The following is a 15,669-nucleotide window of genomic DNA, read 5'->3' on the forward strand; positions in this document are numbered from 1 at the left end:
STRCSSATNDATACTNTRYCHNAGCDTCCCAGTGTGGCCGTTCACCCTCTCAGGTCGGCTACGCATCGTCGCCTTGGTGAGCCGTTACCCCACCAACTAGCTAATGCGCCGCAGGCCCATCTGTAAGTAGCAGATTGCTCCGCTTTTCCCAATCCGATCATGCGATCAAATCGTGTATCCGGTCTTAGCTACCGTTTCCGGTAGTTATCCCAGTCTTACAGGCAGGTTGCCTACGTGTTACTCACCCGTCCGCCGCTAAGTTATCCCCGAAGGAATAACTCCGCTCGACTTGCATGTATTAGGCACGCCGCCAGCGTTCGTCCTGAGCCAGGATCAAACTCTCCATTAAAGTGTTTGACTTGCTCATTTAAAACTAACTGACAAGAACTCGAAAGTTCTTCATTTAATGCTTTAATTCACTCGTTGTTCAGTTTTCAAAGATCAATTTTTCTTTCTTGTGTTGAACCGTTGTTCTCAGCGGCAACTTTTATAATATACCATATTGAAGTTTATTATGCAAGCTTTTTTTGAAAAAGTTTTTTGAGTTCTTTTTATCATCGCTTGCTTCGTTGTATCGCGTCTGAAGCGGTAAGGAATACTTTATCAGCATATCTAGCGGATTGCAACTTGTAAAAAAAGCCAATTGTATATTTCATGTTTGTTTTCGAGAAGCTTCATTATATGTGTAAAACAAAGCGTATATGCAATGAAATTATATTCCGAAACATTATTTCAGTAAAGAATAATTATGTTGAAATAATATTTCAGATCATATACAATAACACACATAAAGCGTTTACAAAATGCGCAACCAAAGGAGACAGACGATATGTTGGAACATTTAACAACAGAAGCTCAAAATGAGCGGACGATGAATTTAGATGAAATATCCATTGAACAATTTCTAACCATTATGAATGAAGAAGATGCAAAGGTCTCACGCGCTGTGCGAGAACAAATCCCAAAAATCGCACAAGCTGTCGCTAAAATTGCAGCGTCCCTCCGTCAACATGGACGATTGATCTATATCGGCGCAGGTACAAGCGGAAGAATCGGACTACTCGACGCGGTGGAATGTCCTCCAACCTTCGGTACAGCCCCAGAAGAGGTCGTTGGATTAATCGCCGGCGGCGAAAGAGCATTCATTAAAGCTGTCGAAGGCGCAGAAGATAGCCGGGAGCTAGGAGTCGAAGATCTGAAGAAAATCGAACTAACCCATAAAGACACGGTTGTCGGGATCGCAGCCAGCGGTCGCACCCCCTATGTCATTGCCGGACTTGAATATGCGAATCAGATTGGCGCAAGCACCGTCGCATTATCTTGTAATAAAGATTCACTCATTAGCAAAGCAGCTCAAATCGCAATTGAAATCGTAAACGGTCCTGAAGTGCTCACAGGTTCAACACGCCTCAAGTCCGGAACATCGCAGAAGCTCGTATGCAACATGCTCTCGACCGCAGCGATGATCCAAGTCGGCAAAGTCTACGGCAACTTAATGGTTGATGTGCAGTTGACGAACGAGAAACTCGTTGAACGTGCGAAGCGAATTATTATGGAAGCGACATCTTGTGATTACGCTACAGCTGAACAATATTTAGCAAAGGCTCACAATACACCCAAAGCAGCCATCGTCATGATCTTAACAGGTGCTACGTATAAAGAAACGATTGAAAAACTAGAGAACGCGAATGGCTTCGTACGTCAAGCAATTAAATAACCATCTAAGACCAAATCATCGGGAGGAATATCACTATGAATCCACATCGTGCACTTGCTCAGGAAATTCTGTATGCGATAGGCGGCGCTTCTAATATCAAGAGCTTCACGAATTGTATTACCAGATTACGCATTAACCTCGTCAATCGAGACATTATTGATGAAGCGAAACTTAAGAGCATCAAAGGCGTTCTAGGGGTTGTCGATGATGAGACGTATCAAATTGTTCTTGGACCAGGGACGGTTAAGAAAGTAGCGGACGAGTTCGGGGATATCATTCAATCTGGCGCTGGTGCCGATGAACCGCAACAAGCTACGGCGACGCAAGCTGGCGGACATGATATTAAGGCGGAGCTAAAGAAAAAGAATAATACACCATTCAAAAACTTCTTACGTAAAATCGGTAATATCTTTATTCCATTGATCCCTGCACTCGTCGGCGCCGGTCTTATTAACGGGATTGCAGGCCTCATGGCCAACCTGATGAAGACAGGCTTCTCGCCTGAATGGATGGTAACGCTTCAACCAATCATTAGTGTTATCGGTTCCGCCTTCTTTATGTACCTGACGGTATTCGCCGGGGTTAACGCTGCTAAAGAATTCGGTGGTACCCCCGCCCTTGGTGGTGCAGTCTCCGCAATCATTATCGCACCAAGTGTTGCGAATATTACGTATAGTTATCCGATCTTCGGAGAAATAAAGTTGAATCCGGGCCAAGGTGGGATTATCGGAGCTATTCTCGCAGCGATCTTAATCTCCTATGTGGAGAAATGGGTTCGCAAACGCGTTCCTGCAGCGATTGATATTATCGTCACACCGACGATTGCCCTGCTTGTTGTGGGATTAATTACGATCTTTGCATTCATGCCGCTTGCAGGTATCATCTCAGGTGGAATTGGTTCAGCGACAACTTGGTTGCTTGCACATGGTGGTCCGTTATCTGGATTCGTACTTGCTGCAGCTTTCTTACCTCTTGTTATGTTCGGGTTACACCAAGCACTTATTCCGATCCATGCGGAGTTAATCGCGCAATTCGGTTACACGGCACTCTTGCCGATCCTTGCTATGGCAGGTGCTGGACAAGTTGGTGCAGCGATTGCGATCTACCTGAAATTGAAACGTAACAAAAGTATGCGTAATCTGATTAAAGGGGTTCTCCCTGTTGGATTCTTAGGGATTGGCGAACCGCTAATTTACGGGGTATCCCTCCCACTTGGTCGTCCTTTCATCACGGCTTGTCTTGGCGGTGGATTCGGTGGTGCAGTATTAGGGTTCTACGCCATGTCTGGTAACTTCATTGGTTCCATGGCAATTGGTCCGTCTGGTTTAGTTCTCGTTCCACTGATTACGGGACCACTCGGCATCGGAGCTTCCATCATTGGGTACCTGCTCGGTCTTGGCGCTTCTTATATCGCAGGATTCCTACTCACTTACTTCTTTGGCTTTACCAAAGAGCTGATGTTAGAGCATAACAAAGACAACTAAGCCATACGGTTCTTACATCAACAATCCTGAATCCCAAATAAAAAAGCCGAGTGCCATCGTCACCTTCCTGACGATACACTCGGCTTATTTTTATAAATACGATCGATTTAACCTTCTCCGCCTACGAATACATAACGAGCAAGTACCATGACGAACAAGATCCACATTAACCAGTGTACTTTATGATTGCCTTTGCCTGTGGCTTGTCCGATTCCCGCTAGCAATACATAAGAGATGATTCCTAAAGAAATACCGTTTGCGATACTGTACGTGAATGGCATGAACGCAATCGTTAAGAATGCTGGGATACCAATCGTCATATCCTTAAAGTCAATTTCACTAACCGATTGAACCATCAGCACACCAACGATAATCAATGCCGCTGCTGTTGCCGAGCCTGGAATCAATGCTACAGCTGGAGCCAAGAACAATGCCGCTAAGAAGCAAATACCTGTTGTAACGGAAGTTAATCCTGTACGTCCGCCTGCTGCTACCCCTGCTGAACTCTCAACGAATGTTGTTACTGTACTTGTACCTAATGCTGCGCCGCCCGCGACTGCGATCGAATCGACGAACATCGCTTTACCTACGCGTTTGTTGCCTTCTTCTTTATTTTCCATAAATCCAGCGCGTGTTGCTGTACCTACAAGGGTACCAAATGTATCAAATAACTCTACGAATGTGAACGTTACTACGATGGATACAATCCCTACACCCATCATCCCTGCAAAGTCGAATTGCCAGAAGTTCAACTGGCTGAAATCAGGCATCCATGTCGCTTGTGTTGTACTTGCTGCTTTGAGATGGTCATAGAATAATGCCCAACCGATTAAAGATGTACCAATAATACCGAAGAAAATCGCACCTGGTACGCGAAGTACCATTAAGATGGCGATCAATGCAATCCCGATCAGTGCAAGTAGTACGTCTGGGTTCGAGAAGCTGCCCATAGAGAATACTGTTTCAAATCCTAATAACGGTGTAAATGTACCTGCTTTGATATCCCCTACAGATTCTACAGCTACAGATAACAATCCGCTGTTTTTCAGACCTACAATCGTAATGAAGAAACCAATACCAACTGTAATCGCATGTTTCAATCCATCCGGGATCGCGACTAAGAGCAGCTGCCGGAGCTTCGTCACGGTCAAGATAAAGAAGATAATCCCTGACATGAACACGGCTGTCAATGCAATTTGCCAAGTAATTGGATGATTGCTCGATGCCGTTGAAATAACCACAGAAGCAAAATATGCATTAAGGCCCATACCTGGTGCAAGTGCTACGGGGAAGTTCACGAAGATCCCCATCGCGATGGTGAATACACCCGCTGCAATTGCTGTAGCCAAGAATACGGAGTACCATTCCATTCCTGTTTTGCCGAAAGCTGATAAGACATTCGGGTTGACCGCCAAAATGTAGGCCATGGTCATAAAAGTTGTAATCCCCGCCAATACCTCTGTTCTAACATTTGTTCCGTTTTCCTTTAACTTAAAGAAACGATCCATTGTAGAGACTCCTCCTAAAAGTTTTGTAAGCTGTCGCTTAAGATAGGGAACAACAAAAATAACCTAGGACTAATATCTCCTAGGTTCCGCATCCAAAAGAAATGGAAGCACGCCAATATACACAGGCAGTACTTCTTCTCTCTTTTCGTAGCCAGATCATTACGGTGACCTTGTAGAGACTCTCGGGCCGATTCCCAAGAATATACGAAAAATCGCTTTTCATTTTGTTATTCTTCTCACATTGTAGGGGAAAAACGCGATTGTTGTCAACCAAAAAACGAATATTTCTAAGAAGAAATAATTGTAACGTTCGGAAATACCGCAAATTTAAACTATATCCATCCGAAAAAGACCACCTCCAGACGTACTGGAAATGGTCTTCCTCTATGCTTCTTAAGACATATGGGATTGTTGTGCTTTGGGTGTCCACTTCATTTCAGCGAATATCATGCCTCCGAATATTAACGCACAGCCTACAACGGCCCAGATTCCTAGCTCTTCTCCGGCAAAAGTCAAACCTGTTATCGCCGCAAAAACCGGCTCGGTCGCATAGATGATCGCAACGCGTGAGGCGGAAGTGTACCGTTGTGACCAGGTCTGTGCCCAGAAAGCGAAAGCCGTAGATAACCCGACGGACACCGCTAGAGCCAGCAGTACATCCGGATTGGTGATGGAAGTCCATAATTCGGATGGCGTTCCGGCCGATTCCGTAAGCAGCGATGACACGAAAGACAATACGCCCACCGTGCCCAATTGAATCGTAACAAGCGGCAACGTATCATACTGGGGCGAATACTTGCCTGTCAGGGCAATTTGCATCGCAAAGCATATCGCACATAAAAATACCAGGACGTCCCCTTTGTTCAGCGATAATGCCCCGCCATTAAACGTGAGAAAATATAAACCTATAAAAGCCATGACTGCTGCAACCCAAGTCGTCCATGACATACGCTGCCGCATCAGCCACAACATCGCGAAGGGCACCAGTACGACAGAGATCCCTGTAATAAAACCCGTATTCGTCGTCGTCGTGTGCAAGAGACCGATCGTCTGCAAGGCGTAAGCGCCGAATAGCCAAATCCCTAACACAATCCCGTGCTTCCATAAGTTCCCCGTCCAGTTGTACTTGCTATGTCTCCTCGTTAAGCCCATGACCACGGCGAAGAGCAATGTCGCTCCTAGAAAGCGAAAGGCATTAAAGGCAAGTGGAGGTAACGTCTGGACCGCTTTCTGAACAATGATGAACGTTGAGCCCCATACACAAGCAACGAATAGCAAGCATATATACGCAATCCAAGTACGTTTCACGTCGCCTCCCTCCTATCGATCATCACGCTCGATCATTGTATTTCCTAATGTGACGGGGCGAATCGCTTCCGCATGAAATGGCTGCAATCGAATTTGGAATTGGAAAGGCTCTGGCTTGAGCGCATACGCAGGAAGCTGCGCAGGTCCGCAGCTGTTACTGCCAAGCCCGTTCTGACGATAATCTAAATTCAACGTAATCGTATCGCGTTCACCGAGCTCATGAAGATGTCTCGCCTTCTCCAAATCCTGTGTCGTGTATCGATGCGCGCTAAATTCCAACACGGGATCTCCGATAGCCATGAATCCAACACCGCGGATTTCATTCAAGGCCACCCACCTCACATCCGTGCGGTTTCCATTCTCTTGTGGAAATACGTACGGGAATTGCAGATCTCTGACGTTCTTGTGATATAAACCAACCGCACTGGCAAGCTTGCTATCGGCATAGCTCTCCCCAGGTCCGCGTCCGTACCATGTCGCGCGATCGTAGGCTTGCGGAATTTCAAGCTGCCACCCAATACGAGGGAGCATGTCCGGCAGCTTCCCTTCCGGTTGACCTGCGGCTTCCCACGTCATCTCACCGCTTGGATACACGGTGAATGTCACCACGCAGCGAATGCCGTAATCATGTACGGGCGGCGCAATCCGCAATTGAAATTGAACGATGACTTTGCCATCCTTCACTTCGTAGGTACAAGCATCCACGCGCTGCATCAGACGATCCAGATGCGCCTTCTTCCATCCTTCCAAGACGTACATGTCATTATCGATCGGCGCTCTCCAGAAATTCAGCTTCGGACCTTTATGAAGCAATGACTTTCCTTCATAATTCCAAGACTGAATCGTTCCCGCTAACAAATCGAACGTGACAGAGAACTGCTCTCCCTGAACATATAGTGTGGATTCCTTTTGCTCATAATGCAGCGGTGTGAACAAGTCCTGTCCTTTCCCAGATAAAGTAGGTATCAGATTGGTACCGTTATTCGTTGGTAGCAAGAACTGCGCCCATGCGACTTCATGTCCACGTGCAGCCCATGACTCTTCTTGTCCTAGCGAAAATCTGACGTATAACCATCGCTCTGCATGCATGGATGCGGATGCTGCGTTTTCGGCGGCGTTTATCGGCAGCTGAATTTGCTCAGACCCACCCGCTTCGATATGCGGCAATGTACAGGTTCCGCTTGCTTCGAGCCGCTCCCCGCTCTTGATGGACCAGCTCAGCTGAAGATGATCTAAGGAAATAAAGTCATATAGATTGCGGATCGATAATCGACCCTGTTCAAGATCTACGGCTTCAACGATCAGCGGTTCGATTACTTTCTTATACTCCAGCAATCCCGGAGAAGGTGTGCGATCCGGCTGAATGAGGCCATCAATGACAAAATTGCTGTTATTCGGCTCATCTCCGTAATCTCCGCCATACGTATAATAAGGCTCTCCCGATTCGCTGTGATGGAGTAAGCCGTGGTCGATCCACTCCCACACGAAGCCGCCCTGCAATCGACGATATTTTTTATAAATCTCGTCATATTCTTTCAGCCCGCCGGGTCCATTCCCCATGGCATGCGCATATTCGCATACGATATGCGGCTTATCCAAATCGTCCTGTTGGCCGAAGCCCTCCAGCTTCTCGGGTGAAGAATACATCGTACTGAATACATCGCATACCGCGGCTTCACGGTCTCCTTCATAATGAATGAGCCGGGTAGGGTCCGCCTGACGGCACCAATCACTCATGGCTCTCTGATTACAGCCAAAGCCGGATTCATTGCCCAGAGACCACATGATGATCGACGCATGATTTTTATCCCGATGCACCATTCGTTCCATACGATCTACATACGCTGCTTCCCAAGCCGGATCATCGCTTAATAGGTCTACTTTGCCGATTAATTCCGTTCCATGGCATTCCAAGTCCGTCTCATCCATCACGTATAGACCATATTGATCGCATAAATCATAGAACCTTGGATCATTCGGATAATGGGCCGTACGCACCGCATTGATGTTATGCTGCTTCATCATCAGCACGTCCTGCTTCATCACCTCATAAGGAACGTAGCGTCCTAACTCCGGATGATGATCATGGCGATTGACACCTTTGAGCATAATGGGAACCCCGTTCACCAGCATTTGTCCTCCGCGAACTTCAACGCTGCGGAACCCGATCCGATAAGGGATCACTTCAATCGTATGATCCTGAGCATCTAGAAGAGAAATCAATAAGGTATATAGATAAGGAGCTTCTGCGGACCATAAGTGCGGTGCTTGAATCGCTGTGTTCAGTTCGAGAAGCTGCTCCTGATTATTCCCCAGCGTAACGGACTCACTCATACCAGAAGCTGCGTGCTTCCCTGTCGCATCAAGCAATTCATAAGCAATCGTATACCCGCTGCCAACATCTGTTCCATGGTTCGCGTTCAGGTGGAACGCCATCGCGAGATCTCCATTTACGTAAGCATCATCTAATAATGTACGCACCGTAAAATCCCGGATACGAACGTTCGGCTCTGCGATAATAGATACATCCCGGAAAATCCCGCTAATCCACCACATATCTTGGTCTTCGATATAGCTGCCATCGGACCATTGGTATACCCGCACTGCGAGCGTATTCTGCCCAGTCCGCACATAAGAAGATATGTCGAATTCAGACGGCAACCGGCTGCCCTGACTGTAACCCACATATTGACCGTTTACCCACACGTGAAACGCGCTGTCAACGCCTTCGAACCGCAGCGTCTGACGCATTCCATCCCAAGAAGCTGGGAGCGTAAACGTTCGAAGGTACGACCCTGTCGGATTCTGGTCCGGCACATGCGGCGGATCAATCGGGAACGGATAATACAGATCCGTATAATGCGGGCTTCCGTATCCTTGCAGCTGCCAATGCCCAGGAACTTCAATACTCGACCAAGCACTTGAATCAAAGTTGTCCTCGTAAAAATCCTTCGGCGCCTTCTGCGGATGTTCGTCATATCGGAATTTCCACGAACCGTTCAACAAGCGGAACCAAGGAGAGTTGCCTCGATCAAACGTACTTGCTAACGATGTATTGGGATAAGGGATGAAATAAGAACGGCTATCCTCACGATTAACGTGCAGGACATCCAATCGACTCCAATCGTGAGCCGTGTTCGCAAAAACTCTATGCTGCATATGCTGTATCCTCCTATAATGTCATTTAAAAGTCGCTTATCCTTTAATACCTGTCGTTGCAATGCCCCCGACAATGTAACGCTGCGCAAAGAAGAAAATCGCAAGCGGCGGCAGGCAGATTAAGAATGTCACAGCCATAATGGATACCATATCGACCCCGAACATGCCTCTAAATTGCGAAAGTCCGAGGGTTAGGGTGTATTTGCTCTGGTCATTCAAGAAAATCAACGGACCAAGGTAATCATTCCAGCTATTCAATACATGGAATACGCCGACGAGAATTAATGCCGGACTCATTAACGGAATAATCAGCCTTACGAAAATCTGCAGCGGGTTGGCTCCGTCGATCCGTGCTGCCTCTTCCAGCTCCACCGGAATCCCCATAATGAATTGGCGCAAAAGAAAGATGAAGAATGGCGCCCCGAACCATGCGGGGACGATTAACGGCTTCAACGTATTGATCCATCCCAAGAAGTTAAATTCCATATACTGCGGAATCATCGTCACTTCCCACGGAATCATCATCGAAGCGAGCAATATCATAAAGAGTGTATCTTTCCCGCGAAACCGGAATCTGGCAAAGCCATAGGCAACAAGTGCCGACGATAAGAGCTGTCCAAGTAATGACATCCCGGTTACGATCAATGAGTTCTTCAAGTAAATGTTGAAAGGCTGCGTCTCCCAAGCTGTTGCAAAGTTACTCCAGTGAAAAATGGATGGAATCCACTTTGGCGGGAAGACATACAGTTCCTCAGGCGATTTGACCGCGGTTGTAATCATCCAGAAAAATGGCGCTATAAATAAAATGGAGAACAGAATAAGTAAGCCATAGATCACTATTTTTTTCATTGTTTTCACCCCGTAAGTTCGTTTTGCGTTATCGCTTACCGTGTTTCATTTCCCCTTCGTAGTACACCCATGCAGAGGATGACTTAAAGACGAGCATCGTTAAGGCCAACACGATCGCGAACATGAACCAGGCATTCGCTGAAGAATATCCCATTTTGGAATATTTAAAAGCATTCTCGTACATATACATCGCGTAAAAATACGTTGAGTTCGTAGGACCTCCACCTGTCATCACGAGCGCCAAGGTCAACTGCTGGAAGGCAGCAATGATAGTCGTAATTAAGTTAAAAAGAATGGTCGGACTTAACATCGGCAGCGTGATTCGTGTGAATTGCTTCCATTTGCCTGCACCATCGATCGATGAGGCTTCATACATGTCTTTCGGGATATTTTTCAATCCAGCTAAGAAGATCAGCATCATGGTTCCTTGCCCCCATAGGCTGGCGATTACCATCGCTACCGGCGCCCACGTCGTGCTAATCAGCCACTTTGGACCTTCGATACCGAACACGGATAATATATAGTTCAGGATGCCGTACTCCCCATCAAAAACCCAAGCCCAGATCATCGCGAGCGCAACGCCGGAGATCACGGATGGCAGGTAGAATGCTGTACGGAATATCCCGCTTCCTTTCACGTTCTGATTGAGCAGCATGGCCAGAAGCAGCGCAACAATAATGTTAAGCGGAACGAATAAGGCAGCGAATTTCAGCGTGACCGTAAGTGAAGTCCAGAATAATGGATCACTCGTAAACATTTCTTTGTAATTAGCAAGGCCAATGAATGTTTTCTGTCCTATAACCGGCCACTCATAGAAACTGATAATGAGCGAAAAAATAAGAGGGCCTAAGGTAAAGGCAAGAAACCCGATGATCCATGGCATAGTGAACAAGTAAGGAATGCTCGCTTGCTTCCATCGTGCAGAAGTACGCTTTTTGATTGATTCCATGTCGATCGTCCCTTTCAGATGTTGTTCGGCGCGTGCCGTGTACTGCACTTGTTGTGGTTTCATTGTAGTCAAAATGTAAGCGTTTTTACACGGTCGTCTGTCTGCGATTAGGGGCCACTTTGTTTGAGGGAAATAAGGGGTTACGGATCCTTTAGAGGCATTTTGTTCGGTCTCTGTCGCCTTTTTGTTCGATGTACTTTCTAGGCGCAGCAAAGAGCCCGATGCGTATCTCACCGGGCCCCTTCATCCATCTATTTTTCTACATATTTTTTGGCGTCCTTCACAGCGGCATTCAGTACATCCTGCGCATTTTCACCCAACATCACCGAATCGATTGCCGTGGATAAATAACGGTTCACAAGCTTCCAATTGCTGTTGAGCAAGAACGAAGGCGTGTCGTCCGAACGCTCCAACATATGATAGAACGGGATATACAATGGGTTTTGATCGAATCCCATCTCCTTCACAATGCTTTTACGGATCGGTAGATCCGCATTGCTGCGCATTTTGATCGCTTCATTCGATATGAAGAATTTCGTAAATTCCCACGCCAGATCCTTCTGTTTCGATTGCTTCGCCACCGAAATGGCACTTAGCGCAATAATTCCCTTCACAGGTTTGCCTGTAAATGCAGGCATTTCAACCGTACCGAAGTCCACCTTCGCCGCCTTGAAGCTCTCTAGCGGCCAAACACCGCTTTCCCACATCGCAATTTTACCTGCCTTGAATACATCATCACCGCTTAATTGGTTTTTACCCCCGGCAAGTGTTGCCGATCCATCCTTCAACATATCGCCGAACAATTGAATGGATTGCGCTGTTTCAGGGCTGTTCATATAGCCTTCGATCTCTTTGCCATCCTTGCTGACGAAGCTTCCTCCGTTACTCCACACAAATCCTTGCATGTCATACGGATCATTAATTGTCCGGACCCCGAACCCATATTGCTTCTTCGCAGGATTGGAGAGTTTCTTCGCGGCTGCTCTGAAATCATCCCATGTCCAACCATCTTTCGGGTAGGGCACTCCAGCATCATCGAACATTTTCTTGTTATAGTAAATAGCGCGCGATGTAAATCCGCTTGGCAATCCATAGGTCTGACCATCCACCTTCACGTAATGGAACAAACTTTCATAAATATCGTCTAATTTCAAGCTGGCATCCTTCGTAATAAAAGAATCTAACGGCTCCAAGTTGGTATAATACGTGGGGAAGTCCCACATTAACATCACATCGGGTGGATTTCCTGCGCCAAAGGAAGCTGCAAGCTTCTGATCAAATCCGTCGGCATAGGGCTCGATTTGCACCTTTACACCCGGATGCTGCTGTTCGAACAATTTGGCAATATCCTGTTGAACCTTGAGGCTGTCCCCCGTATCCCACGTTGCGAAACGCAATACCTTTTCCTTCTCAGCATCCTTAGCCCCTTCACTGCCTTGATTAGAAGTTCCTCCGCCACAGGCGCTAACGGTCACTGCGATGAGCAATAAAAGTACTGTGATCATGGAGCGTTTGTTATTCATGGATGTTGATCCCCCTCGAACAAGTTTATTAATTCTTTGAATACTTTCACTTTAAGAAAAATAAAGCGTTTTCAAAACAGCTTTTTGTTTTCCTTCGGGGGTGATTTTGTTCGAAATATACGTCCTCTCCGTGAAAAGGATCTTCTTGTTTGGTTAACGTTCTTCTTTTTGTTCGGCACGATATTGAGAAGGGGTCAGCCCGCAATACCGCTTGAACCATTTGCTTAAATATTTGCCATCGACCATGCCGATTTGTTCCGCAATGCTCTGCAAGGTCATGGGAGTATTCGCCAACAAATCCATCGCCATACGCAGACGCATACGATAAAGCAGCTCAATAAAATTCTCACCCGTTACCTTCTTGAAGAGCGTGCTGAAATGGCTCCGGCTTAAGCCTACGCGATGCGCAACGTCGCTTACCGACCAAGGCTCCCGCAAATCTTCGGCCACAAGGCGAATCGCATGGGTAATCGTGTCAGGCCATGAATTCACGTTCAATTCAAATCTTTTCTCCAATTCGGCTTCTTGATGGAGCTTCGTCACCGCACCTAACCAATCTTCCATCCCTTGTAACGGACCGATGGCGCTCCAATGCAGCGATAGTGTGCGGCTCTTTACATCCTTTAATAAGGCGTCCACAGCTTCCCGGTTTTTAGAGGGGATAAAATAATAACATCGGTCCGTACCGCATCGGATGCTCTCACAGGTGACGCCCAGTTGGCTGCGCAGCTCTTCCCACGGTACCTCTGCCGCATCATCACCGAACGATTTCACTAAGTAGACCCTATGCGATTCTTCCATCCACGCCCAGGGTTCAGCCCATCTTGCTTGGAGCTCTGTACGAAATTCATTACGAAAACCGCACAACCATGCGTAAAAGGAAGCCTCCCAACGTGTGCGATCCTCTTGGGCCTGGGTCACATGGCCTCCTTCTACCGGCTGCTCAGCCATAAGCTCCTCTTGGAACTTCTGCAGATAGAAATTCAATTCCTCGTCCTCAAAAGCCGTCTTTAACAAATACCCGGATACGCCAAGACGAAGACCTTGCTGTGCATATTCAAAATCGCGATGGCAGCTCAGCAGCAGAATTTTGGTGGATGGGGCTTCCTCTTTCACAAGCTTGGTTAATTCAATGCCATTCAATTCCGGCATGACAATATCCGTAATGATGACTTCAGGACGGTGTTCATGGAAGGCTTCCAAGCCCTTCTGTCCATTCGGCACATCGGCTACGACCTGCATATTAAAGCGCGCCCAATCGACGGTCGCGATAAGTCCTTTGCGCACAATGCTCTCATCGTCCGCGATGAGTACTTTAATCGGAGATTTCGTTGTCATGTTCGTCCCCCTCTTTCTTCGGCCAGCGAATGGTAATGACCGTCCCTTGACCCTCTTTTGACTGAATCGATAACCCATACAACGGCCCAAAGTGGAGTTTAAACTTCTGATCGACGTTATTCACTCCAAGTCCTCTTCCCCGCTTGCTTTGATACGTTCCACTCCGCATCTTCTCCAAACTAGCTTCCGTCATTCCCTTGCCGTTATCTTCTAACGTGAGGACGAGCTCTTCGCCTTCTTCCATCACCGTGATCCGAATTTGACCGTTGCCATCCTCAAATGCATGGAAAAATATATTTTCTAATAGAGGTTGAAGACTCATTCGCGGAATCAGATAATCCATCAGATGCTCTTCAATTTCTAGAATATAGTCAAATTCGTGTTCGTATCGTATCCGCTGAATATGCAGGAAATGGTCAATGACTTCCAGTTCTTTGCGAAGCGTAACAAGCTCCTGCGTAATGTCCAGATTTCCTTCCAGCAGCATCGCCAGGTGATACAGCATCTTCCGAATGTCTTCATTCCCTTGGAGTTTAGCCTTCCACTGGATGGAATTTAACGTATTGAACAATAAATGCGGATTGATCTGATAGTGAAAAGCACGCAATTCGGCTTCTTTCTTCAACTGTTCCGTCACGGTGATCTCATCGACCAAATCTTGAATCTGACCTACCATGCGGTTGAAGCTGTGCGCAAGCACACCTAACTCATCTTTATCCTGGATAGGAATTCGCGTTTGCAAGCGGCCTTTTCCCGCCAGGAACATCGATTCCTTTAACCGTTTGATGCGTCCTGTTACACGTGCTGAGAATAAATAACTAAGCAGCAGGGCGAGTAAGCCTGAGAGCCCAAGCCCTACGAAGGTGTAGGAACGAATGACATTCGAGGATTGATAAAATGCTTTGTACGGCAGTCGCGCTTCAATCTTCCAATCGCTCGTGCCGACGGATTTCGTCCATACGATATCATTTTCCTTCGGTTGAAAGGATGTAGGTGACTGATACATCAGCTGCCCGCTCCTATTCGTAATCGTCAACATGGCTTGGGTATTCTGCTCAAAGATATGGAACATCTCATACAATTTATCGGCTTTCATCTCAATTAAGATGCGGCTGTCCTTCAAAGCTCCTTGTTGATTCCGAATCGGTACGACCAGACCTAATACTTTTTCTTTCGCATTCCATTCCTTGTAATGTTTCGGCGTGTAGAAACCAGCCCAATATTCCCCGATATAATCGGAGGGAATGGCCTTCCACCACGATTGCTCTTTTAGAATATCCGTGTTGATTTCGTTCTCCCCATAGAAATATCCAGATCGGGTGATAATAAAAATACCGCGTTGCGTCACAGTTTTAAGCGCTTTCAAAAAATCTTCTAAATCATTCTGTTCATGCAACTCGGTATACGTATGCGGAATCTCGCTGCGGATGACCACGCGGGAAGGATTCAGCAAGTAGGAGTGCACGTATTCCCCTGTCGACTCCATCCGGCTTAACTCCGAATTCAATTGATATTGTAGCTGTGTCACGGCATTACTCCCGTATTTTCCCAGTTGATCTTGCAGCAGCTCCGACGACTTCGTGAAGGATAAGAATCCAAGCGAAATAAGCGGAAGCAACGCTGCCGCCAGGAATAGAGTAACTACCTTAAACCGTAAGCTTCGGCGTGGCGCCGTCAACCCGTGAACAACGGAATGTATCCACATATGATTCATAACCAATCCCCCTGCGCTGCCTGACATCACCGGCTAGAATTAAAAAGTGACAACTTTTGGCGGACTAAAGTAAATGAAGTTTATCACAACACATTGCGCCTGACAATCCAGAGTTTTTAC

At 46.8% G+C, this 15,669-nt stretch carries 10 protein-coding genes, 1 rRNA gene and 1 riboswitch; of the genes, 2 read left to right on the forward strand and 9 right to left on the reverse strand.

The window, feature by feature from the left end:
• Positions 1-349: ribosomal RNA gene (locus BVG16_RS33175) — 16S ribosomal RNA — on the reverse strand; the annotation flags it as partial.
• 480 nt (positions 350-829) lie between these two features.
• Here BVG16_RS33175 and murQ point away from each other — a divergent pair.
• Both murQ and BVG16_RS19385 read left to right on the forward strand, forming a co-directional pair.
• Entirely contained in the window at positions 830-1,717 is an 888-nt protein-coding gene (gene murQ / locus BVG16_RS19380; RefSeq protein ID WP_078500697.1) for an N-acetylmuramic acid 6-phosphate etherase, read from the forward strand.
• A gap of 35 nt (positions 1,718-1,752) precedes the next feature.
• Entirely contained in the window at positions 1,753-3,201 is a 1,449-nt protein-coding gene (locus BVG16_RS19385) for a PTS transporter subunit EIIC (RefSeq protein ID WP_078500699.1), read from the forward strand.
• Positions 3,202-3,308: 107 nt separating this feature from the next.
• Here the strand turns inward: BVG16_RS19385 and BVG16_RS19390 are convergent, their stop codons facing one another.
• From BVG16_RS19390 to BVG16_RS19425, 8 genes are all read right to left on the reverse strand, one after another.
• Positions 3,309-4,709: an NCS2 family permease gene (locus tag BVG16_RS19390; protein ID WP_078500702.1), complete on the reverse strand. Its 1,401-nt coding sequence runs from the start codon at positions 4,707-4,709 to the stop codon at positions 3,309-3,311.
• Positions 4,710-4,837: 128 nt separating this feature from the next.
• Positions 4,838-4,937, reverse strand: a riboswitch (purine riboswitch).
• 165 nt (positions 4,938-5,102) lie between these two features.
• Positions 5,103-6,017, reverse strand: coding sequence for a DMT family transporter (locus tag BVG16_RS19395; protein WP_078500704.1), 915 nt, complete (start codon positions 6,015-6,017; stop codon positions 5,103-5,105).
• 12 nt (positions 6,018-6,029) lie between these two features.
• Positions 6,030-9,176 (reverse strand): beta-galactosidase subunit alpha, encoded by a 3,147-nt coding sequence (gene ebgA, locus BVG16_RS19400; protein WP_078500706.1) that lies wholly within the window; start codon positions 9,174-9,176, stop codon positions 6,030-6,032.
• 36 nt (positions 9,177-9,212) lie between these two features.
• Positions 9,213-10,025: a carbohydrate ABC transporter permease gene (locus tag BVG16_RS19405; RefSeq protein ID WP_078500708.1), complete on the reverse strand. Its 813-nt coding sequence runs from the start codon at positions 10,023-10,025 to the stop codon at positions 9,213-9,215.
• Positions 10,026-10,053: 28 nt separating this feature from the next.
• The gene (locus tag BVG16_RS19410) at positions 10,054-10,974 is read right to left on the reverse strand and encodes a carbohydrate ABC transporter permease (RefSeq protein ID WP_078500710.1); all 921 of its coding nucleotides are present in this window, start codon (positions 10,972-10,974) and stop codon (positions 10,054-10,056) included.
• Positions 10,975-11,225: 251 nt separating this feature from the next.
• Positions 11,226-12,497, reverse strand: coding sequence for an ABC transporter substrate-binding protein (locus BVG16_RS19415; protein ID WP_078500713.1), 1,272 nt, complete (start codon positions 12,495-12,497; stop codon positions 11,226-11,228).
• Between the two features lie 153 nt (positions 12,498-12,650).
• The gene (locus tag BVG16_RS19420) at positions 12,651-13,835 is read right to left on the reverse strand and encodes a response regulator (RefSeq protein ID WP_078500715.1); all 1,185 of its coding nucleotides are present in this window, start codon (positions 13,833-13,835) and stop codon (positions 12,651-12,653) included.
• Positions 13,813-15,549: a sensor histidine kinase gene (locus BVG16_RS19425; protein ID WP_078500717.1), complete on the reverse strand. Its 1,737-nt coding sequence runs from the start codon at positions 15,547-15,549 to the stop codon at positions 13,813-13,815. The genes BVG16_RS19420 and BVG16_RS19425 overlap by 23 nt, the downstream gene beginning before the upstream one ends.
• Between the last annotated feature and the right edge of the window lie 120 nt (positions 15,550-15,669).

This window comes from Paenibacillus selenitireducens (assembly GCF_002021565.1).
GTDB lineage: Bacteria > Bacillota > Bacilli > Paenibacillales > Paenibacillaceae > Paenibacillus_K > Paenibacillus_K selenitireducens.